General features: G+C 55.9%; 22 protein-coding genes, 2 tRNA genes and 1 pseudogene. 13 read left to right on the forward strand and 12 right to left on the reverse strand.

Features of this window, described 5'->3' with window-relative positions; genetic code table 11:
- Positions 1–543 (reverse strand): nucleoside deaminase, encoded by a 543-nt coding sequence (locus Q0X47_RS03575; RefSeq protein ID WP_297722985.1) that lies wholly within the window; start codon positions 541–543, stop codon positions 1–3.
- Between the two features lie 66 nt (positions 544–609).
- Here Q0X47_RS03575 and upp point away from each other — a divergent pair, with 66 nt between their 5' ends.
- Complete coding sequence (gene upp, locus Q0X47_RS03580; protein ID WP_297722987.1) at positions 610–1,245, forward strand: uracil phosphoribosyltransferase; 636 nt, start codon at positions 610–612, stop codon at positions 1,243–1,245.
- A 66-nt stretch (positions 1,246–1,311) separates the two neighbouring features.
- Here upp and Q0X47_RS03585 read toward each other — a convergent pair whose 3' ends face one another.
- Together Q0X47_RS03585 and Q0X47_RS03590 are read right to left on the reverse strand one after the other, a co-directional pair.
- Entirely contained in the window at positions 1,312–2,142 is an 831-nt protein-coding gene (locus Q0X47_RS03585; RefSeq protein WP_297722989.1) for a MetQ/NlpA family ABC transporter substrate-binding protein, read from the reverse strand.
- A gap of 125 nt (positions 2,143–2,267) precedes the next feature.
- Positions 2,268–2,351, reverse strand: a tRNA-Leu gene (locus Q0X47_RS03590).
- A gap of 327 nt (positions 2,352–2,678) precedes the next feature.
- On the opposite strand from Q0X47_RS03590, the gene Q0X47_RS03595 reads away from it, so the two are divergent.
- Positions 2,679–4,127 (forward strand): hypothetical protein, encoded by a 1,449-nt coding sequence (locus Q0X47_RS03595; RefSeq protein ID WP_297722991.1) that lies wholly within the window; start codon positions 2,679–2,681, stop codon positions 4,125–4,127.
- A 54-nt stretch (positions 4,128–4,181) separates the two neighbouring features.
- Here the strand turns inward: Q0X47_RS03595 and Q0X47_RS03600 are convergent, their stop codons facing one another.
- Positions 4,182–4,538, reverse strand: coding sequence for a hypothetical protein (locus Q0X47_RS03600; protein WP_297722993.1), 357 nt, complete (start codon positions 4,536–4,538; stop codon positions 4,182–4,184).
- Between the two features lie 96 nt (positions 4,539–4,634).
- Between Q0X47_RS03600 and Q0X47_RS03605 the strand changes: the two genes are divergently transcribed.
- The 6 genes from Q0X47_RS03605 (at position 4,635) to Q0X47_RS03630 (ending at position 11,413) form a co-directional block, all read left to right on the forward strand.
- Positions 4,635–6,059 carry a uracil-xanthine permease family protein gene (locus tag Q0X47_RS03605; protein WP_297722995.1) on the forward strand — a complete coding sequence of 475 codons (1,425 nt, stop codon included), beginning with the start codon at positions 4,635–4,637 and terminating at the stop codon, positions 6,057–6,059.
- The gene (locus Q0X47_RS03610; RefSeq protein WP_297722996.1) at positions 6,046–6,651 is read left to right on the forward strand and encodes a LytR C-terminal domain-containing protein; all 606 of its coding nucleotides are present in this window, start codon (positions 6,046–6,048) and stop codon (positions 6,649–6,651) included. The genes Q0X47_RS03605 and Q0X47_RS03610 overlap by 14 nt, the downstream gene beginning before the upstream one ends.
- A 162-nt stretch (positions 6,652–6,813) precedes the next feature.
- A complete protein-coding gene (locus Q0X47_RS03615; RefSeq protein ID WP_297722998.1) occupies positions 6,814–7,626 on the forward strand; it encodes a hypothetical protein in 813 nt (270 codons plus the stop codon).
- A gap of 227 nt (positions 7,627–7,853) precedes the next feature.
- The gene (locus Q0X47_RS03620) at positions 7,854–8,915 is read left to right on the forward strand and encodes a triacylglycerol lipase (protein WP_297723000.1); all 1,062 of its coding nucleotides are present in this window, start codon (positions 7,854–7,856) and stop codon (positions 8,913–8,915) included.
- A gap of 72 nt (positions 8,916–8,987) precedes the next feature.
- Positions 8,988–10,427, forward strand: coding sequence for an MFS transporter (locus Q0X47_RS03625; RefSeq protein ID WP_297723001.1), 1,440 nt, complete (start codon positions 8,988–8,990; stop codon positions 10,425–10,427).
- 53 nt (positions 10,428–10,480) lie between these two features.
- Positions 10,481–11,413, forward strand: a complete 933-nt coding sequence (locus Q0X47_RS03630) for an SPFH domain-containing protein (RefSeq protein WP_296180081.1) — start codon at positions 10,481–10,483, stop codon at positions 11,411–11,413.
- A 56-nt stretch (positions 11,414–11,469) separates the two neighbouring features.
- On the opposite strand, the gene Q0X47_RS03635 is transcribed toward Q0X47_RS03630, so the two are convergent.
- The 7 genes from Q0X47_RS03635 to Q0X47_RS03665 form a co-directional block, all read right to left on the reverse strand.
- Entirely contained in the window at positions 11,470–11,820 is a 351-nt protein-coding gene (locus Q0X47_RS03635) for a cupin domain-containing protein (RefSeq protein ID WP_297723003.1), read from the reverse strand.
- Positions 11,821–11,827: 7 nt separating this feature from the next.
- Positions 11,828–12,649 (reverse strand): class I SAM-dependent methyltransferase, encoded by an 822-nt coding sequence (locus tag Q0X47_RS03640; protein WP_297723005.1) that lies wholly within the window; start codon positions 12,647–12,649, stop codon positions 11,828–11,830.
- 175 nt (positions 12,650–12,824) lie between these two features.
- Complete coding sequence (locus Q0X47_RS03645) at positions 12,825–13,397, reverse strand: methylated-DNA--[protein]-cysteine S-methyltransferase (RefSeq protein ID WP_297723007.1); 573 nt, start codon at positions 13,395–13,397, stop codon at positions 12,825–12,827.
- A gap of 195 nt (positions 13,398–13,592) precedes the next feature.
- On the reverse strand, positions 13,593–14,198 hold the full coding sequence (locus tag Q0X47_RS03650) for a response regulator transcription factor (protein WP_297723009.1): 606 nt from the start codon (positions 14,196–14,198) through the stop codon (positions 13,593–13,595).
- Positions 14,195–15,427, reverse strand: a complete 1,233-nt coding sequence (locus Q0X47_RS03655; protein ID WP_297723011.1) for a sensor histidine kinase — start codon at positions 15,425–15,427, stop codon at positions 14,195–14,197. Before Q0X47_RS03655 ends, Q0X47_RS03650 begins: the two co-directional genes overlap by 4 nt.
- On the reverse strand, positions 15,424–16,188 hold the full coding sequence (locus tag Q0X47_RS03660; protein WP_297723013.1) for an ABC transporter permease: 765 nt from the start codon (positions 16,186–16,188) through the stop codon (positions 15,424–15,426). The genes Q0X47_RS03655 and Q0X47_RS03660 overlap by 4 nt, the downstream gene beginning before the upstream one ends.
- 12 nt (positions 16,189–16,200) lie before the next feature.
- The gene (locus Q0X47_RS03665) at positions 16,201–17,112 is read right to left on the reverse strand and encodes an ABC transporter ATP-binding protein (RefSeq protein ID WP_297723015.1); all 912 of its coding nucleotides are present in this window, start codon (positions 17,110–17,112) and stop codon (positions 16,201–16,203) included.
- 112 nt (positions 17,113–17,224) lie between these two features.
- Here Q0X47_RS03665 and Q0X47_RS03670 point away from each other — a divergent pair, with 112 nt between their 5' ends.
- The 3 genes from Q0X47_RS03670 to Q0X47_RS03680 are packed head-to-tail and all read left to right on the forward strand — an operon-like array spanning position 17,225 to position 19,330.
- Positions 17,225–18,019, forward strand: a complete 795-nt coding sequence (locus Q0X47_RS03670) for a thiamine diphosphokinase (protein ID WP_297723017.1) — start codon at positions 17,225–17,227, stop codon at positions 18,017–18,019.
- 19 nt (positions 18,020–18,038) lie between these two features.
- Positions 18,039–18,680, forward strand: coding sequence for an endonuclease III domain-containing protein (locus Q0X47_RS03675; RefSeq protein WP_297723019.1), 642 nt, complete (start codon positions 18,039–18,041; stop codon positions 18,678–18,680).
- A complete protein-coding gene (locus Q0X47_RS03680) occupies positions 18,677–19,330 on the forward strand; it encodes an HAD family phosphatase (protein ID WP_297723021.1) in 654 nt (217 codons plus the stop codon). Before Q0X47_RS03675 ends, Q0X47_RS03680 begins: the two co-directional genes overlap by 4 nt.
- A gap of 26 nt (positions 19,331–19,356) precedes the next feature.
- Here the strand turns inward: Q0X47_RS03680 and Q0X47_RS03685 are convergent, their stop codons facing one another.
- Positions 19,357–20,004 (reverse strand): DUF4126 domain-containing protein, encoded by a 648-nt coding sequence (locus tag Q0X47_RS03685; RefSeq protein ID WP_297723022.1) that lies wholly within the window; start codon positions 20,002–20,004, stop codon positions 19,357–19,359.
- Between the two features lie 116 nt (positions 20,005–20,120).
- Here Q0X47_RS03685 and Q0X47_RS03690 point away from each other — a divergent pair.
- Both Q0X47_RS03690 and Q0X47_RS03695 read left to right on the forward strand, forming a co-directional pair.
- A tRNA-Gly gene (locus Q0X47_RS03690) sits at positions 20,121–20,191 on the forward strand.
- 603 nt (positions 20,192–20,794) lie between these two features.
- Positions 20,795–21,478: pseudogene (locus Q0X47_RS03695) on the forward strand (YodL domain-containing protein); the annotation flags it as partial.
- Between the last annotated feature and the right edge of the window lie 82 nt (positions 21,479–21,560).

Genomic DNA, 21,560 nt, shown 5'->3' on the forward strand with positions numbered 1-21,560 from the left:
CTACCTGCGCTCCCCAAAGAACCCACTCAACAGGGCTTTTACCCGAGGTTCATCCACCCCGCCTCTGACTTCCACCTGATGGTTGAGCCGGCTATCCCGCACCACATCGCGCACCGACCCGCAGGCTCCGGCTTTCGGATCCCAAGCGCCGAAAATGAGCCGCGAGATGCGGGCGTTCACGATGGCCCCGGCACACATCGTGCAAGGTTCCAGCGTCACCACCAGGGTGCAATCTTTGAGATTCCAACGTTCCAGCCGGCCCGCGGCCTCCCGCAGCGCCACAATTTCCGCGTGAGCGCTGGGATCGTAAGGCGGACACTCGCGCTGGTTCAGCCCCAATCCCGCCACTATCCCCTCCGGGGTTAACACGACAGCCCCGACCGGAACGTCTCCGCTCTGCCCCGCCTGCTGAGCTAGATGAAACGCGGTATCCAACGCCCGCACTTCTGCTGGGGACAAACCGTAAGCCGCGCCCCCGCCTAGTGAATTCCCGGAGGAATCGGCGGAAAAGTTGGGAACAGAAGGAACACTGGAGGAAACCATAAAGTAACTCTAACCGCCCGAGTGAACTTCACGCGAGGCGAGGTGCTTTCGCGGTAAGTTAAAACCATGCACTTATATGTTGCGGACCATCCGCTGATTAACCATAAATTGACCCTGTTGCGCGACAAAAACACCCCGTCGCCGATGTTTCGCCAGCTCGTGGACGAGTTGATGACTTTGTTGGCCTACGAATCAACCCGCAATGTTCGGGTAGAGACGATTGACGTAGAAACCCCTATCACCAAGACACAAGGCCAGGTCATGGCAGACCCGCGCCCCATCGTGATTCCGATTTTGCGCGCTGGTTTGGGGATGCTGGAAGGCATGACTCGCTTGCTACCGACCGCGGAAGTCGGATTTTTGGGAATGAAACGTGACGAACAAACCCTCGCGATTGAAACCTACGCTAACCGGTTGCCCAGCGACCTGTCTGGGCGCCAGTGCTTCATCGTTGACCCGATGCTGGCGACGGGGGGAACCTTGGTTGCGGCCATCAACTACGTGTTGGAACGTGGCGCTCGAGATGTCACCTGCACGTGTATCCTGGCTGCTCCTGAGGGGATTAAGGCCGTGACTGATGCGGTGGGTGACCGGGCGGAAGTGACGGTTGTCGTGGCTGGGGTGGATGACCATCTGAACGAGGATTCCTACATTGTGCCCGGTTTGGGTGATGCCGGAGATCGTCTCTACGGGCTGGTCTGAACTGAGATTTTAAAATATTGGCGGTCAAGGAAAGCCTTGACCGCCAATATTTTGAGCCAGATATTATCAGAACGCCGGGAGGACCGATTGATCGGGCCAGGTGTCTTCAATGTACTTCTTGGTCACGTCAGAATGCAGCAGCTCGTCAAGTTTCTTAATGGCGTCGAGCTTGTCCTTTTCGTCAGCACGCCACACCAGGACGTTCACCGCTGGGTTGCCCTTCGGGTCTTCCAAAGTCAAAGCGTCAGAGGGCTTCAGACCCCCGCCTTGCGCGAAGTTTCCGTTGATAACGGCGATGTCCACGTCAGGAAGTAGGGCTGGTTCGGAAGCGCCGTCAACTTCGGTGAACTGGAAACCGTGAGGATTAGCCGCCGGCTTAGCCTTAACGTTCACGACCGAGATGTCTTTCATGCCCTTGAGCTGGAGCAAATTGTTAGCTGCCAGCAAGTTGAGCTGGCGTGCCTGGTTTGACGGGTCGTTGATGATGGCAATTTTGGCGCCATCTTTGAGTTCGTCGAGACTCTTGATTTTGCTGGAGTAGATGCCCATCGGCTCTAGGTGAACGCCCTTGCTGGCGGTGAACTTGTAGCCGCGAGAGGCCGATTGCTCCTCAAGGTAGGGCACAGTCTGGTAATAGTTAGCGTCGAGGTCCCCAGACTTCAGAGCCTCGTTGGGCTGGATGTAATCAGAAAATTCTTGAACTTTAATAGTGATTCCAGCCTTTTCAGCAGCGCCGGAATCCTGCAGGTACTTCAGAATCTTGGCGTGCGGGGTGGGAGAAGCACCTACGGTCAAAACATTTGCGTCACCGGTGCCGCCCCCGCCGCAAGCGGTCAAAGAAATAGCCAAAGCGCCTGCGCCGAAAAATGCGGCGGCACGAGTGAAAAATTTGTTCATGATATCCCTTTCCCTCGATGTCATGTTAACAATGAAAGAATAATAAACATTTGGGAAATAAGAAAAAACCCAGCAAAACCGACCGTGAAACCGGCGCTGGGTCAGACCGGGAAATCCCGGAGACGTGCGCGAAAGGGGAGTTGAACCCCTACCCCATCACTGGGACACGGACCTGAACCGTGCGCGTCTACCAATTCCGCCACTCGCGCTTGTGCGGCTGTCTATAAAAACAACGCCATAAAAAGATACCTAAACATTGTCAGTTCGGCAAATTAAGGTTCGCCGCGAGAAGCTGACAGGGCTGCGGCTGGGTATCTTGGTGAGACTGCTGGGGCACTAATCGGGCGAAGCCTGCATAAATCGAGGTTTGCCCGGGTATGTTGGACGGCGGGGGCCAACTCGCCGCGCCGAGAAGGTAGTGACCTAAAGAATGGGGAAGAGTTTAATTCTTCTTTACAGAATCACGCGACCCCACCTGTTCCAACCTTGTACAATGGTATCCAGGTATTTGTATGCTCAAGGAGGATTACAGGTTTATGACTGGCGTGAACGTGCCCGGTAGCGGTCAGGGAGGCAGACCTGCGCCCAAGCCTGCAAATGCCAACCCGAATCTGGTTTCTCTGGGCGGCACTCCGGCAGGTGCGGTTCCGCTTGATTCTGCGGCAGTTCCTCTCCAGAGCTACGACGGCGCTGCTGGCAGTGACAATATGGTTTCCCGCAACGTCCCCAGGGGAGGTGCGGTGCCTCTCAACGACCCGGCGGCACCCTACGACGGTGGGGCGGTACCTCTCAATGGGGAACCTGATGGTATGAACGATGTGATGGGAATGCCGCCAGCGGCACCGATGGGGATGCCGGCTTATGACCCGAACAGCCAGCCCCTGAATCCTAGTGCATACGCTGGTTACGGCTACGGGAATCCCAATATGGCTCAGCCGCCTTTCTCCGGTGGCTCGGGGCCTGCTCCCAGCGGTTCTGAATATCCCCAATATCCTGGATACCCGGCTCAAAACCAGCCGGTTGATTTTAGTCAGGCAGGAACTGTTCCGCAGCCCGAGGGATACCCCCCCATGGGGACGTCGGTTCCGCGGTATACACCCCAACCCATGGATCCTCGTATGGTGGTGCAGCGCGCCGAGGAACAGTATCCTGATTTGCAAGACATCCGCGCGCGGGTGCCGTTTAATATGCCGACCTTGGGTTCTGACCAGCCCGCCGTGGTCGGTCGAGCATCCCGACGTAAAAAGCGCGATGCCAGCCAGAGGGAAAACAAATCCGAAGGAATGTTGGGGAGCCTCAGTCTTCCCGGTGATCCGAATGCGGGTCCGTCTCTCAAGGAACTGCTGGGTCAACCCGTGTCAAATATGGCTGCGGCGACGATTCTGAGCCCTAAAGAAATCGAAGATTCTGACGGCCTGCAAATGCGAGCCGTAGGTCTGGCCGTAGGCGAAGTGCCCGAAGTGGACGCCCGTTACGAGATTCCCTACATCGCCCGCGAACACCCGTCGTATTACACCGGGTACGAAATCAGCCTAATCATGGAGTCCATTCGTGATCCCGAACACGCCCGACAGGTGCTGGCTCGGATTGTAGCGATTCCCCGATGGATTCGTTGGGTAATTTCCTTGTTCGGTGGCGTATGCGGGGCGGCCGTGTCCGCTTTGAACGCGTTTCTTTCCTTGATTGCCTTTACCGTGTTGATGGCGATTGTGTTGCTGTTCACCTACTCTTTCGCCAGTCGTATCGGTTCGGGACGTTTCTATGATCCGACCGGGTACAAGGTGATTTGGTTGGGGTCTTTTATGCCCATTGGTTTGTTGTCCGCCATTATCGTGGCGCGCGCTCTGGTGGGACAACCCTGGCTGGCTGTTATTGCATTTGTCGTCACCACGCTTTGCGGTATCTTGTGGACCACTTGGATTCAAAAGTTCCAGGTTCGCCGTCTGCTGTCCTCTGAAATTCCTGACGAGCCTGCCGACGAGTAATTTTGTCGACTGATACGGAGCGCTTTCCTCGAACTGAGGTCGGGGGTGTAGCGGCTAAAACGGGACGACAGTCACAGTAACTTTAGTGATTATCCAAGCCAGGAACCATACTGAGCCCCAAGCTATCGACAGGAACGACAGCCCGAACGCGGCCCGTAGCAGCCCATCGCCGGGAAGATGCTCGGAGGAAAGCGTACGCACCCGCAGCATCCCGCCAGACAGCACCGCCACGACTACGGCGGCTATTGAAAAAAACACTGGTACCAGGAAACTGGCTAGGGCAATCACAAACAGTGTGATGACGACGCCGGGGATTTTTTGTGTCGAATCCCTGTACCCGGTTCGGGAAAAAACCTCTCGCGGGTCGACCTTTTCCAGGCCGGGAAAATCCGAAACATAGGCATCGCTCACCCGTTTAGCCTAACGCAACAGGCGTTTTTTTGCGCGCCCGGGGCCGTACTAGGATGAGAGGGACAAAATCCGGGAGTCTGCAAGGAAGGACGAAAAATGTCAGAAACGAAAACCGGCAATTTCAAGTGGAAATTGCATGGGGACGGCAAGCGCATCACGACCGGTGAGGTCGTTCAGCCCAATGAGCGTTTGACCTGGCCGCGAACCATAGGCATCGGGGCTCAGCACATTGTTGCTATGTTCGGCGCGACCTTCCTGGTTCCGTTGCTGACCGGGTTTTCTCCCGCAACCACACTGTTCTTTACGGGTGTGGGAACCATCCTGTTCATCCTCATCACCTCAGGGCGTCTGCCTTCGTATTTGGGTTCGTCCTTTGCGTTGATTGCTCCTATCGGTGCGGTAACCGGTTACGTTTCCGGCGGCGGGGCACCTATTGACTCCGGCAAGATGGCTCTGGCACAAGGCGGGGTGATTTCCGCTGGTGCCCTGCTGCTGTTGGTCGGGGTGTTGGTTCATTTCGCGGGTGCGACTTGGATTGACCGGATTATGCCGCCGATCGTGACGGGTGCCATCGTGTCTTTGATTGGTTTCAACCTAGCTCCTTCGGCTTGGAACAACGTGAAACAGGCTCCGGTGACGGCCACTGTGACCATTCTGTCCGTCCTGCTGATTACCGTTCTGTTCAAAGGCATCATTGGGCGGTTGTCGATTCTCATCGGGGTACTCATCGGATATGCGACGGCAGTGATTCGTCACGAAGTGAACTTTGAAGCTATCAGCAAGGCCGACTGGGTGGGCCTGCCGACTTTCCACGCCCCGGCGTTTAGCCCCGCCTTGCTGGGCTTGTTCCTTCCGGTAGTGCTGGTACTCATCGCCGAAAACGTGGGACACGTAAAGTCTGTGTCCGCCATGACCGGTCAGAACCTCGACGACCTGACGGGGCGGGCTTTGATTGCGGACGGTTTGTCCACCATGATTGCCGGCAGCGGCGGCGGTTCCGGTACGACCACCTACGCGGAAAACATCGGCGTTATGGCCGCGACTCGGGTCTATTCCACCGTGGCTTATATCGTTGCTGCTATCGGGGCTTTGGCCCTGTCTTTGCTGCCCAAGTTTGGTGAGATTATCGCCACCATTCCGCCGGGGGTTCTGGGCGGAGCCGCGACGATTCTGTACGGCATGATTGGGATGCTGGGGGTGCGTATCTGGGTTCAGAACCAGGTAGATTTCGCTGACCCGGTGAACCTGAATACGGCCGCGGTGGCGATGGTGATGGCTATCGCGAACTACACCTTGGTCATTGGTGACGTAAAGTTCGAGGGTATCGCGATGGGTTCTTTCGGTGCCATCATCATGTATCACGTCATGCGGGCGATTTCTAACGTTCGTGGCACCAAGCTGGAGCAAGCCTCCCCGGCTTCCGCCCCGGCTGGAACGGAATTGCATTCGGAGGCCTACTCGAAGCGTCACGCGGATCAAGAACTGCGAGACGCGCAAGGAAGAAGCGATGCCCAGGATTGAAGCGAAGGACCTGATAGGCCAGGGTGAATCTCAGGAAATACGCGCCAAGCGGCGGCGTCACACTCTGGCGCGCCAAACCGTGATTTTTGGCTGGATAGTTCTGGCGATGGCGGCGGTTTTGGTGGTTTCCCTACCTTTTGCTATGGGTTTAGTGTCCCTGCCTTTCGGTAATTCTTTCGTTTTGTCCGAGGAGGCCAAGGCGAAAGTGCCGCCGTGCCCCCCGAAAGGAAAGCCGGTTTCCCTGCAAGGGGTGACGGTAAATATATTCAACGGTTCTTCCCAAAACGGTCTGGCTACGCAGACGGCACAGCGGCTGAAAGACTTTGGAGTCAAGGTCAATACGGTTGGTAACTCGCCGGATTCCTACGCCGGGGCAGCCCGGATTAATACCAGCAAGGCCAATGTGGCAAAAGCGTTTTCGTTGGCGCGGGCGCTGCCGGAAGCCGACGTCAGGATTGACTTGAATCGCGGCTCAGAGATTAACGTCTTGCTGGGCGAACAGTTCCAAGGTGCGCTCTCGAAAGATAACCTCAGCGATGGCAACTTGGGACACTATCCGCGGGCACCGAAAAACTGCCAGGAAGTCAACTGAATACACCTCGAAACTGGCGGCAAACGCCTCGGAATTCCTTAGGAAACTTCGGGAAAGGCCGTCAACCAGGCTTGGAGCGTAACGTTTTTGGTTATGCTTGAAACTAGGTTCACCGCGTAAAAACGTAAAGAATGCAGGTAAAACTAGCGAAAGGGGAACGGCGTGGGGTTGTTTTCTAAGGGTAGGCCTGTTACGAGCGGTCCAGTCCGTCCATATGTCAAAAGTTTTGCCGGGTGGGAAGCGCCGTCAACGTTTGCCACTGTCGAGGACTCGCTGGAGCTGCAAGACGATTTCGCGGCGCTGTTCGCCGGATACAACGTTGACGATATTCATGGCGCGGAGTTTGACGACTGGGCTTACCTGGTGCGTGACCGGAACAATCCTGATGATTACGCGGCCGTCTGCGTGTGGGTGCAAGGCCACTTCGTGGGCTATTTGGATCACGCTACCGCTGGCAAATACGTGGTGGAACTCAATGGCTTGGATTCCCAAGAACTCAATCTGGTGGTGCCTTGCCACCTGTGGGCTCAACGCACCAAGTCGCGGTTGGCAAACCGGGTGACCTTGAGTTTACCTCCCGTAGGCGGGGTAGGTCCGGTCAATATGTTCCCGAAAAAAGCTTTCACGATTTTACCCCCGGGGGAAGAAATCCCCTTGGAGGACTACGATGAACACATCGGTCCGCTCCATCCCTATATTTCTACTGGCAAGACGGTGCCGGTGGCTCTGTGGATACGGGAGGACGACGGTGGCTTGGGCGCCTATCTCGACAAGAAAACGTATATCGGACGAGTCCCCGCTCACGCCGCCGAGCTGATTGTGCCGCTGGTGCGGATAGCGGTGGCTCATAAACTAATCCCGATAGCTCGCGGTATGTTGACCGGTTCAAACATACGTAACGACCTGACCATTGTCACGGGGGACACCCGGACGGTCGGTTCTCACTGGAAACCCACCCACGACGGCGGAAAGTGAGTGCGGGAGGGTTTGCGGCGGCGCGAACCTGCCCAGTCGCGCTTTTGAACCCGTCCTGACTAGGAAAAATATTCTCTGTTTGTCAGGAACAAAGAGTTGTTTTTCTTTCAGGTTCCTTTTAGGATTTATTCAAGGAACTGGCAGAGTGGGCTCGGCGGGAAAACCGCCTCAGCACGAAAAACAGTCCCTGGAAACTTGTGACAATCCAAACTGAGAAGGAGACAGAGTTGAAGAAGCTAACTCGTATCGCGGCGGCAGCTGGGGCAGCATTTCTAGGGTTGGGTCTGAGCGCCAATGCGGCTCTGGCTCTTCCGGCTCCTGCGGGTCCCACTATTGACAATATTGGTGGCATTGAAGCCCCAAGTTCCCCGGGAGGAATCCCCGCCAATGGATATGGCCCTGATTATCACACGGCAATGGTGGGTTTGAGCCAGGCCGCTTTGCATCCGGGGATGACGCCTTTGGGCGCTAATGATTTCAACTGCAAGCCAGCCCCAGGCACGGAACCGGTCGTCTTAATTCCGGGTACCAGCAATGATGCTTTCGGAGCCTGGTCTTACATGTCTCCACGCTTGAAACAGGCAGGTTACTGCGTATTTACGTTTAACTACAACCCTGCGACCTCAAAGAACGCTAAGGGCGAAACCGTCATCAACGATTCAAAAGCCTTCAGCGGCGACATCAAGCAAAGCGCAGCGTTTATGGCCGGCTTTGTGGATCGGGTCTTGGCGGCTACCGGCGCCACAAAGGTTGACTTGGTGGGCCATTCCCAAGGCGGTGGAGCGCTGCCGCGGGCTTACATCAAGTGGTACGGCGGGGACCAGAAAGTCGACCAGCTCATTGGCCTGACCCCGAACAACCACGGCACGACCTTGGGAGGAATGCTGAACCTAGTTAACTGGCTGCGCCAGGAAATCCCGAGCCTTGACGACAAAGTGTTTCACAGTTCCAACCAGACCGGTTTAATGCAGCAGCTGGTTGGTTCGGGGTTCTTTAACCAGCTCAACGATGGTATTGAAGTTTACCCGAACATCGACTACACCGTGATTACCACCAAGTTAGACACGGTCGTCACCCCCTACACCAGCGAATTCCTGGAAGGCAGCAACGTAAATAACGTGGTGCTCCAAGACGTGTGCCCGGCGGATGCGCATCGACACCAAAACATGACCTATAGTGATGTGGCGCTGCAGCTGGTGCTGAAAGAGCTGCAAGAGGATCGTTTGTCCTGGCAGATTCCGGTGAAATGCCACCGCTACCAGCCTTACTTGAAGGCCTCTGATCTGTAATCTGGGGAGACCGAATATTTTTTGCCAACTCCCTGTCGGAGCCTTAACCTAGGGTTCCGGCAGGGAGATTTTTTGAGTGATGAGGGAGTGAGTAGATCCGTGGACGGCGTGGAAGCATCGGGACGCAACCAGAAGTCAGCTGAGGACAAGGGAAATAACTATCTCAGCGGTTACCTAGCAGCCTGGTTTAAAATCATCGCTACCGGGATGATTACCTTGGTTGCTTTTGAAGCAATCGCGGTGAACACAGCCATGCCTTTCATCGTGGACCGCCTAGACGGTAAAAATCTGTTCGCGCTGGCGGCCGGAATCTCCATGTCCACCCAGTTAATCACCACCGCCCTGGCCGGAGCTTGGGTCGATACCAGAGGCCCGAAACCGGTAATTTACACGGGTATCGTGGCTTTCACCGGCGGACTGCTGGTGGCGAGTTTCGCCCCCAACATCTGGTTTGTCGTGGTGGGACGCGCGATTCAGGGCTTGGGCGGAGGTTTGTTGATTGTGCCCCTCTACGTGATGGTGGGCTCCTACGTATTACCGCACAAGCAGCCGGCTTTTTTTGCGGTCTTTGCCATCGCCTGGGTGGTGCCTTCCCTGGTCGGCCCGCTGGTGGCGGGATTCCTGGTGGACTATGTGCATTGGCGTTTCGTTTTCGGAATTTGCCCAATCCTATTTCTGGTGTTTTTTCCGGTAGTGTGGCCAAAATTTCGCCAATTTCCTCCGCTGCATGACCCGGTGCCGTTTCGTCCCTCTCCCAGTCTGCTTTGGGGTTCCATCTTTAGCGGCATCTTGATTGGTGCCCTGCAAGTTATCTCCGGGGTGGAACGTGAAACGGTCTCTCCGCTGCTCATCATTTCCGCTCTCATCCTGACCCTGGCGCTGTTCTTTGCGGCTCGCCCCATTCTGCCTCCCGGCACTTTCCTAGCGGTGCGTGGCGTCCCCGCCACCGTGGCGATGCGCGGACTGTTGAACGGCACTTTCGTCACCGTAGACCTCTACCTGCCCCTGCTGCTGAAAGAAATTCACGGTTGGGGACCGACCATGGCCGGCCTGTCAATGACGGTTTCGTCAATGACCTGGGCATTTAGCTCATGGATTCAGGGCCGGATTGTGGATCCGGCGCACCGCCGCTGGCTGATTATCATCGGTCCCATCATCCAAATTTCGGGCACCCTGGTGGTGCTCCTGGCGGTCTTGCCCGGTTTCAGCCCCTGGTTTGTGCTGGTGGGATGGGCCATCGCCGGTTCGGGTCAAGGCCTGATTTTCCCGCTGGCCACTGTCCACGCCCTCTCCTTGACCCCGCCCCAGCGCCACGGCGAAGTCTCCGCAGCTCTGAACGTAGCCGACACCCTCGCCGCTGCCGCGCTGGTGGCGTACGGCGGAATCACCTACGCCATGACCCTCTTTCTGGGACCCTGGGCGTTCGCTGCCACGATTGGTTTGATGGTGGTGATGATGTTCGTCCAGTTCTGGGTCGGTACCAGGATTTTCGAGTTTCCATCACGCAAGTGAGGCGCTAAAGTTGGTTGTAAGGTTAGGTTTTTGTTGATTGAAAGGGTTTGCAAATGGAAGCATTTTTGGCTTTTGTCGGGGGTCTTTTTGGGATGTCGATTATCGCCCTCGTCATCTTAGTGTTGCTCATCGCGGGCGGGATGTTCTTTGTGGTGAAGCAACAGACGAACTACGTGATTGAGCGTTTTGGTAAGTTTCACAAGGTCGCTCTGCCCGGTCTGCGGGTAAAGATTCCGTTCGTGGATCAGATTGCGAAAAAAGTTCCACTGCGCATCATGCAGCTGGATTCCGTAGTGGAAACCAAAACGAAAGACAACGTGTTCGTCACGATTCCGGTTTCGGTGCAGTACCAGGTTCAAAACGTGGTTGATTCCTACTATCGCCTGGCCAATCCAGAACGTCAGATTCAGTCCTACGTTTACGACCGGGTGCGTACCTCCCTGGCCAAACTGGACTTGGATGAGGCGTTTTCTTCCAAGGACCAAATTGCCCAAGACGTCGAGACGACCTTGGCTACGGCTATGAACGCCTACGGTTTTGCGATTATTAATACTTTGGTCACTGACATTAACCCCGATCCGACCGTGCGGGCGTCCATGAACTCAATCAACGCCGCCCAGCGGGAGCGCGAGGCAGCAGTGAGCCTGGCTGAGGCCGAAAAAATCAAGATTGTGAAACAGGCTGAGGCCGACGCGGAATACAAGCGCCTGCAAGGTGAAGGTATCGCCGCTCAGCGCAAAGCTATCGTGGACGGTCTGGTCAGCCAGTATGAATCCCTGCGCGATGCCGGGATTGGTTCGGAAGCCCAAGAAATGCTGCTGTTGACCCAGTACTTCGATACGTTACAGGAAGTCGCGAAAGCCTCTAACACCCAGACGCTGATGCTGCCGTCCAACCCCGGCGGGGTCAATAACGCAATGGAGGAGCTGCGCAACTCGCTGTTCACCGCCACTCGTGCCGCTGATCAAAAGCAAACGGCGCAATAGTGACGCTGTAGTTTCTTGATTTTAGTGCTTTCGTATCGTCGGATACCTAAAGGGTGTTATTTATCCTGCTCGCTGAGCATGTAGAGAACCATTTTTGCAGGAGTCAAAGCTTTAACTGCGTGTGGTAAGCGGGTAGAAAAGTGCACCATTCCGCCGGGAAGCAGTTTTACAGTTTTGCCGTCGGCGGTGATTTCAATTTCCCCTTCCAGGGTTTGCACGATCACCGGCATAGCAGCGGTGTGCTCTGATAGTTCTTCGCCGCTGTCGAAGGAAAATAGCACAACATTTACCCCTTCTGCACGCATCAGGGTTTTAGAAACAGTAGAGTTCGGGGAATACTCAATTCGTTCCGCAAGTTTATCTATATATCCTAGACCGGCAGTAACCAATTCTTCTTTTGAATCCATATATGAATCACCTCTGACCTTCATTACCATTACCGGGTTTACGAGCTATTATAGCAATTCCGGTTAGATTCTTACGGTAGTGCTTAAATGTGGCTCGCATTTCTAAAATTCTCGCCCGTAACTCTCGATCGCGTAGAACATTACTGAGTATCCGCAACACTCCCTTGAGACCTTCATCAGCTAGGTTACGCCGTGGCGACAGCAGAGCCATGGGTTCAAAACCAACCCATTCAATAACGAAACCAGCATTTTCCAGTACCTTGCGCCATTCATTTTCGGTGAGGGGACGAGCGTTCACGCGAATAGCTTGTGCAAGACGCTTACGTAATTGATCCGTTAGCTGCATGTCTATATCGTTAGGGGTTAACCCGAGTTCGTGAATCGCGTAGCATCCGCCTGGTTCTAGTATGCGGTATGCTTCTGAAACGATTTTTTCTTTGTTTTTCTCGCTTTGCATGGTGAGCATCGCCTCACCCACCACCACCTGGGCCGATTGCGACTCCAAACCGGTATCCTGGGCGTCTGCCTGTACCACTCTGCCGCCGCTGTCTGCAACGATGTTTCGCACCCGCTGGGCTGCGTCCGGGTCTTGATCTACCCCTGTATAGGACTCGACCGGCGCATCAATAATAATTTTGGCTGTTTTGCCTAATCCGGGCGCAAACTCTACAACTCTCTTTCCTGTTATATCAGCTGCTTGGAGCATCCGGTTGGTAAGTTTGAGTCCTCCGGGACGTAGTACCCGTTTTCCGGCACGTGCTAATACCCAATGTCCGGCTGCGATTTTAGTGGCACGGGTGCTTTGCGGAAGATTGCTGTCATCATTCATGTTCCCAGTCTATCAGAATAAGCTTAGGTAAGCCTTACCTATTTTAGATAGTCTGGGTGCTCGGACGCACAGGCGGCGTGTCTAGATCCATCCGAGTTCACGGGCTTTTCGGGCTGCGCCCGCCGGCGTGCCGAGACCTCTGCGGAAGTGGTCATCTGGGAAACCGCCAAGGTTTTTAGCGTCCGTGCTGTCTCTCCCAGTCCAAAAGCCATTGTTTAATCTCAATCCCGGGCCCGTATCCTCCCAGACCACGAGCCGCCACGACTCGGTGGCACGGTACGATGATTACCACTGGGTTGCTATGCATAGCCTGGCCTACAGCACGCGCCGCGCCAGGACTGCCAGCCTCCACCGCCAACTGAGAATAGGTGCGGGTTTGACCGTAGGAAATAGCGGCGCAGGTCTGCCAGATACGACGGCGAAACTCACTGCCGGACAGGTCGAGCGGAATCCTGAAGCTGCGGCGGGTGCCGGCAAAGTATTCCTCAAGCTGGCTTCTTGTCAGATTGCAAAGATTGCGAGCAGCAGTTGGCATCCCGGGAATAGGGCATTCAGTCGCGATGCGTCCGTTAAGTTCAGGCGCCTGATGTGCGGTATTTGTATGGAGACTATTGCCTGGAGCGTGCGTTTTAGTCGGATTTTCACCTAACACACACCGCGTCAACCCCTGCTCGCTGGCCGCCAGATACATCCAACCCAAGGGAGTGGACAGAGGACGGGAGTCCCAGTATTCACGGCGCTGCGGCATGCCCTCAGTCTACATTGTCCGCAGCACCCGTTTTCCGGCACGCGCTAGTACCCAATATCCGGCTGCGATTTTAGTGGCACGGGCGCTTTGTGGAAGATTGCAGTCATCATTCATGTTCCCAGTCTATCAGAATAAGATTAGGTAAGCCTTACCTATCCTAGGTAGTCTGGGTGCTCCGAGGCACAGGCGGCGTGTCTAGAGCCATCCGAGTTCACGGGCTTTTCGAGCTGCACCCGCCGAGGTGTCCGCGTGGGTTTTGCTAATCGCACTAGAGAGGTAGTTGCGTACCGTACCGGGTGAGAGGTGCACTCGAGCCGCGATTTCTTGGACTTTCAAGCCTTTTTCCGCGATTTTCAGGACTTCCATCTCGCGTTCTGTCAGCGGGTTATCGCCCTCGAAAAGGGATTCCGTGGCCAGTTTTTGGTCAACAGCCGTGCCTCCGGCGGCAATAGTTCGTACTGCGGCGGCGAGTTCTTCGGCGGGAGTTTCCTTGACCATAAAGCCTTTGGCACCGGCGCTCAAGGCGCGTTTCAAGTATCCGGGACGTCCAAAAGTCGTCAATATCAGCGTCTTGGTGTCGGCGGCAGTCTCGGTGATGGCTTTGGTGGCGGCGATTCCGTCAAGGTCGGGCATCTCGATGTCCACCACCGCAACCTGGGGGTGGTGGGTTTGGACGGCATCGAGGAGCTCGCGACCATTGCTGGCCTGGGCGACTACCTCAATGTCGCCTTCGAGTTCCAGCAGTGCCGCAATCGCTCCGCGCACTAGCGCTTGATCATCGGCCAGTACCACGCTAATCACAGCTTTACCTCCACTACGGTGCTGGTCTCAAGGGCGTTTTGCCGTTCGTTAGCGGCGCTTGCGGTGCCCGTGGTGCTTGCGGCGCTTGCGACCCCACGTTTCCCTACTATACTGAGGGTTCCCCCGACCTGTTCCACGCGAGCCTTGAGTCCCTCCAGGCCGTGTCCGGCAGCATCGGGGGGAATCCCCACTCCATTATCGGTGATAGTCAGGCTGCTCCGGTCTAACTTGATAGTGGCTCGGCGAGCCGCCGAGTGACGAATGATGTTGGTGGTGGCCTCCCTAATCACCCAAGCGAAAACTGCTTGGTTCACGGCGGGGATGGAGTCGAGGTCTTTCCAGGCGCTGCCCTCCCGCTGCAAGTCTATACTGGCACTCTCCAATGCTTGAGACGCGGCGGCGATTTCTTCTGACATACTCTGTACTTTGAGCCCCGCCACAGTTTGTCTAACCTCCTCGATTGATTCCCGCGCCAAGTGGGTAATCTCGCGCAGTTCCGCGTGGGCACGCCCAGGGTCGCGTTCCAGCAGTTTTCCGGCCAGTTCGGACTTGAGGGCAATGACCGTAAGGGTGTGACCCAGGACATCGTGTACGTCCCTGGCTACACGTTCGCGTTCTTCCAAAATCGCTCGTGTCCCAGCTTGGCGCTGGCTTTCAATACTGGAACCGATAAAGAAAGTTATTCCCGCCACGAACATAAACACGGCTGAGGTGGTGATGGCGAGGCCAAAGTATTCTTGACCATTCGGTACAAAACTGGGAATGAGGAAGGAGGTTAAAACCGTCAAGGCTCCGGCAATATAGCCAACCGTTTGTGGCAGGGTGAAAGGCGCGGCAGCAGCGATAAACGGCAGGAAAGCCAAGGAGTTCAGCGGTCCTAACACTGCCACCTGTAGCAATGTAGTCAGCACAAGTACCGCAAAGGCTACGGCGTCGCTCTTGCGTAGGCGGTGCCGACCGTCGAAGTAGCGGAAGTTACGCTCTCCCATGATTGGTTTGCGCCACGAGAGTGAAAAAGCAGCTACGTAAGCCAGAGCGAATGCGGTGGTCAATATCAGGGAAATTATCTTTTGCCCCAGGGGTAAGGTCAGTGCCTGACTAATCGGAAAGTACAGAAACCCCAGCCACACGTGGCTCATGATGATGCTTACGATAACGTAGGACTTTGAGGGCGGCATGCTGAAACCGTGGTCTTTCGCCGTGAAGTCGGAGGTGGATTGCGTGCTCATACGCGCCTCCGTGAACGTTTATAGCCCCATATTGCCAGGAGAGCAAAAATCAAGATCCACACTACAAAGTTCACGATGCCAATTCCTAGGTTTTCGGTGTATAGCTTTCCGTCCATCGTAATCTGATTTCCGTTAGTGGCGGCGTATCTTGCGAGGATTCCGTAACCGTAGCCTGGCATGAATTTCGCGAAATCCAGCAGCCATCCGCCCAGGGGCATAAACAGATTCGCGCCGAAACCAAATAGGGTGGTCAGACCCGAGGCGATAGAGACGGCCGTATCAGAATGCAGCAGCAGCCCGAAAGCCAGACCGTAGAGGGTGAAAGTGAGCGACCCACCCAGAATCACCAAGACAGAGATAACCCAAGCAGAGGGCTCCGCTTTGGCTTGAGTGAGACCACCCAACAGGAAGATGACCGCCACGGGCAAAGCCGCCAGCAGCGCTCCCAAGGCGATTTTGGTACCCAGGTACCTCCCGTTACTCAGGGGAGTCAGTGCGATTTGGCGTCCCCAGCCTTGGATCTTTTCCACGGAGGTGCCAGCGGCAAAACTGGCGGTGGAGATAATGGCTCCGTAGGCGGCGATATTGACCATAATGACCCAGGCCCAATTGGCAGTCGTGTCGGCGACCATTTCCTTGGCATAGGTCGCGGCGACTCCAAAAATCAGGTAAATCACTGCCGGAAGTCCGATGACGAACATGGGTACTTCGGGTGAGCGCAGGATTCGCTTTAAATCCAGAGCAAATATTTTCGTGTTCATGATGAGGTTTCCTTAGTTGCTGGTCAGGGTAAAGAAAGTGTCCTCCATAGAGGGAGGGACGATTTCCAAGTGGCTCACACCGGGTTGAGAAAGAATGAAACGTGCGAAATCATCCGATTTCTGTACCAAAAGGTACATTCTGTCGTCTTTGATTTCCACAGATTCTTGGGGCCAGTGTTCCTGTATCTGAGCGGCAAGCGCGTTGAGGTGCGAGGGGTCAACCTGGAAAGACACGTTGCGCGTTCGCTGGGCAGTAATTTCTGCCGGACTGGCATCCGCGATGATTTTTCCGTGATTCATCACCACGATGCGATCAGCATAGTCCGAGGCCTCCTGCAGGTAGTGGGTGGCAAAGATGATGGTCTTGCCGTTTTGCGCCTGACCGTGCATCACTTCCCAAAAGTCGCGGCGCGCGTTGGCGTCCATTCCCGCGGTCGGTTCGTCGAGTATCAATAAATCCGGGTTTGGTAACAGAGCTAGCGCGAATTTAATCCGCTGCTGTTCCCCGCCGGAGCATTTCCCAATCTTACGTTTGCGAATCGGCTCTAGGTTTGCCGCGCGTATCACCCGCTCCCGGTTTTCCGGGGTATCAACATCCCGGCCGTAAGCTGCGGCAATCCAGCGGACGACTTCGGAGACATACATGTCTTTGAGTAGGCCACCCGTTTGCAGGACGGCAGCAATCTGACCGCGGGAAATCGCGGTTTTCGGGCTTTCGCCCAAAACCCGCACCTGTCCGGAGGTCGGTGCGCCGAGCCCCAGAACCATATCCAGAGTGGTGGTTTTCCCCGCCCCGTTTGGCCCTAGTAGAGCCATAACTGTACCAGTCGGTACATTAAGTTCGATGCCATCCACTGCGTGGACTTTCCCGAAGTGCTTATGCAGATGAGTGAGCTGCAGGGCAGCCGTAGTGGTTGTGTTCATGTATCTAAGTCTTGCTCCCCGGCGTTTGGGCCGGTAGTGTGCGCAATCACAAAAATTAGATGACATCTGTCATGTTTTCCGGGCTTCGCGGGGGCCAGATTAGAATGACTCCATGACCAAGATGTGCGAAAACCGCGACGATTCGGCTAAAGGTGGCGCTGTGTCGGCTGATTCGCGCTGCCTGGTGGTGGTCGGAGGGGTGCAAGGTCTGCGTGCGCTGTGCGCTGACGACTGGGATTTTTCGGTCTACGAGTTGGTAATTTGTGGCGATTCGGGTCAAGACGTGGCGCGAACTTTGGGGATTGTCCCCGACGTCTATATCGGCGACTTTGATTCTTCGCCGCGTCCGACAGGTCAGGCTGAGTTCGCGGACGGGCGCGCTCGCTCCCCCGAGGCTTTGGCGGCAGTACCCGTCGACCCTCCCAGCGTCGCTGTTCCCCGCGATGGCGCGGAAGTGATAGTTCTCCCCGCGGCCAAGGAAATTACGGATTCTGAAGCGGCGGTCGATTTGGCGTATTCTCGCGGTTACCGGCACATTGATGTCATTGGCGGTTTGGGGGGACGCTTGGACCATACTTTGGGAAACCTCGGTATTTTGGCGAAATTCGCCCACACTCCCGCCCGGCTGCGCTGGATAGACGGCTACAACATGGTGTCCCTGGTAGGGCCGGGAACCCATATGGTGCCCCGCAACGACTACCACTATTTCGGCTTGATTCCTTTTGACGGCGATGTTCGCGGCCTCACCCTGACGGGGACGCGCTACCTGGTCGAGGACTTTACCCTGGTTCGCGGCTCAACGCGCGGGGTTTCCAACGAAATCACCGCACAGTGCGCCACCGTTTCTTTCACTAGCGGCAGACTGCTGATGGTCTCGTCACGAGACTTGCAGATTTCGGGTCAATAGTCTTTCCGGGCGGTTCTTCATGACAAGCGTGGTAGGGCGGGTCTCAGGTTTTCGCGAGCTGTTCGAGATTTTGCAACGCAATGTGAGGGATGCGGGAAAGTGGTGGCCGGCGCAAACGAAGTTTGAGATCCTGGTGGGCAGCGTGCTGACCCAAAACACGACCTGGACCAGCGTGGAAAAGTCCCTAGAGAACCTGCGGAAGGAAGGACTGCTTGACCCCTTGCGGCTGGCGGGGGTGGAATCGTGCGAACTCGAGACCCTCATTCGACCCAGCGGCTTCATGCGCGCGAAAGCGAGATACCTGAAAAACTTGACCGAATGGTACATAAAAACTGATGCCCGGGCTGGTGAGATTGACACCCCAACGCTGCGCAACTCCCTTTTGCAAGTCCCGGGAGTGGGTGAGGAAACGGCCGATGACATCCTACTTTATGCCTATGACCGCCCGGTTTTTATTTTCGATGCCTATGCGCGCCGATTGCTGGCGGCAGCTGGTTTGGGCGAGTTTCGGACCTATCGCCAAGCGCGTCAGGCCTGCGTTGCGGCGTGGCGGGCGGAGGGATTTACCGTGGAGGAACTGGCGGTATTTCACGGTTTAGTGGTGCAGGCCGGAAAGGATGCGCGCCGGGAGGGAAGTTGGGAAGGTATCCTGAGGGCATGATTAAAGGCGCGATTTTCGATTGTGACGGAACGCTACTCGATACCATGCCGCTGTGGCGGGAGGCAGCCGGAAAATACTTGACGACCTTGGGGATAGAGGTTGATAAGGATTTGGGCGCGCAATTTTTTGAGATGACGTTGCCCGAGTCGGCGCGCCTGGTACACCAGCGCTTCGGGTTGGGCGTAACGGTCAGTGAGGTCGTGAACGGTATCAAAGATGCGGTCTATACCGGCTATCTCGAGGAGGTGCAGCTCAAGCCCGGAGCCAGGGGTTTCCTAGAGGCACTGGCCGAAGCGGGGGTGCCGATGACGGTGGTGAGTTCCGGATCCGAGGGTCTGATCCGCCCAGCTTTCCGGCGTCTGGGGATTGAGGAGATGTTTACGCAGTATTTCGCCTCTTCGGAGACGGGAATGCACAAGCGCGAGCCGACTATGTTCTTGCAGGCGGCGGGGGCGATGGGCAGCGTGCCGGATGACGCTTGGGTATTTGAGGACGCGGTTTATGCGGTCCGGGTGGCCAACGCGGCCGGGTTCCACACGGTGGGAATCGCCGATGATGCCAGCCGGGGTGAGTCGGATGTTTTGGCGAGCGAGGCGGAGGCGTACTGGGAGGAATATCCCGGGGAAATCCCTGATTTTATGCAGTCCTAGGACAGCGGCAGATTTTTGAACGATCGTTACAGTTGTGTGGGGATTTCCGGCAAATTCCCGGCGGGCTGATTTGCGGTGTTTCCCTTCCTCTGGCGGCGTTTGGCGAGGAATTTTCGGGTCTTGTGGGCGATGAATATGAGTCCGATGATGATAATTATCAGGAAAAAGATAACCAGTATGGGGACGAAGATAGCTGTCAAGGACATTACCAAGGAAAAGCCTTCTTCTGCGCCGGACGCTACGGGGGCGGCCAGACCGCCGGTGGTGGTGTTAAGGACGGGGCGGCTGACCGTTTTGCCGCTGTGAACGGTCAGCGCTACGACTACGCCCAAGACTATGCCTATCCAGGGATTTTGCGCCATAAGGGCGGAGTGTTCTTCAAAGTCCTCAGCAGCGGTGGAGGCTGCGAATATTAGGCCGCCGGTGGCGGGGCGAATCACGGTGCTGATGGCATCATTGACGCTGTCCAGTGCGGGAACTTTGTCAATGAAAAAATCCGTGAAGCAGAGGATGGCTGCGATGGCGATAGCCCAAGGGGAGGCAATCCACGAGAGCTCGGCGGGTAGGGTGACGAAGTCGGTGAAACGTGCGACTAGAGCGACGATGAGGAAAGGGATGTAAGCGTTCAATCCCGCGGCTGCTGAGAGTCCCAGTCCTGTAAGCGTGGCAAGCATAGGCCAATTTTAACGTAATGTTTAGCAAGGTTTAGTTTTATGACTCAAGAAAAGGCCCTGTCTCTGTGAATCTGGCTGTTGCTGCTAGAATGTGGCATACTGTTGTAGTTTGAACCGCGGGCGTAGTTCATCGGTAGAACGACAGCTTCCCAAGCTGTAAAGGCGGGTTCGATTCCCGTCGCCCGCTCTGTTGAAGATGCCGAGCATTTGCTCGGCATCTTCAACATTTAGCGGACTGCGACGGGAATCGAACAGGTTCGCTCAGCGGCAGCGACGTAGTCGCGTGAGCCGCTGAGTAAAACGGTGGAGGCGTTAAAAAACGGCACTGGTGTGCCGTTTTAGCCGGAACGCCTTAAAAATCCTCCGTCGCCCGCTCTGGGCCATGGATATTGCCTTTGACAAGGACGAGTTTTTTCCGGCAGCGTGATTCGCAGTATGCGGCAGAACATCCGGAGAAACAGGCAGCCAAGGGGGAAATCCACGAAAATCTGATGGCAGGGTGCATTTCCGTTCTGGACGAAAAGCTGGCGGCGCTAGGGCAAACGCAGGAGGACTATCTTCCTTCGGAGATTGAAAAATTCAAGGATGCCACGGGCTATGAGGAATTTTTGGACTTTGATCCCGCCGAAATCAAGGCAGTGTTGGAGAACCCGGACAAGTCCCGCATTGAGAGATGCTGGCCTCTGCGGAAAAGGCAGAACGCGAGTACATGGCGGAGGCGACCGCCTATGTGCAGACGCCCGCCGACATTGCGGAGCGGGCATAGGCGGTACAGGAGCAGCCGCGGGGCGATACCTTTTCCATCTACCAACTGAAACCGGGGGACGCCACACGGGCTTACCGCTTTGAACCGCTGGATGCTATCCGAAACAACGGCCTTTCTGTGAAGCCGAAGAACTATGAACTGGTCTACACCGCTCCGCTGACGGAAAAGGATGATCTGGAAAGCATCTATACCCGCTTTAACATCGACCACCCGGCTGACTTCAAGGGGCACTCTCTGTCTGTGTCCGATATTGTGGTGCTGCATCAGGACGGGAAGGACACCGCCCATTACTGTGACCGCTTTGACTTTTCTCAGGTGCCGGAGTTTTTGCAGCCGGAACAGGCGGCAGAGGTCACGATTCCCACGCCGTATCAGATGGCGACGCAGGAGCGAATCTGTACACCCAGAGGCAGCTTTTGTGTGACCAATATGACGCGGGAACAGATGCAGGCGGCGGGATATGGGATTCACCATCAGTCTGACGATGGGAAATACCTCATCATGGGCAACGGCACACGAGCCTTTGCTGTGCGCGCACAGCAGCCGGAGCAGGACAATCCCCTCCGCACAGCGGAAATGACGTTGGAGGATGACTACGGCATGATTGACGGCATCATCAACAATGGCAGACGCGGCGAGGAATCGGAGAAGGCGCAGGAGCACACGGAGCGGACGAAGCCGGAGACGCTTTCCATCCGGGAGCGGTTGGAAAATGCCAAACGGGAGTGCACCGGGCATAAGGCCTCGGAGAGCAAGAAGCTCGGCCGTGATGTGCCGGAGCAGGTTTGTC

Origin of the sequence: uncultured Mobiluncus sp. (assembly GCF_947254095.1) — a bacterium.
In the GTDB taxonomy this organism is placed as follows: domain Bacteria; phylum Actinomycetota; class Actinomycetes; order Actinomycetales; family Actinomycetaceae; genus Mobiluncus.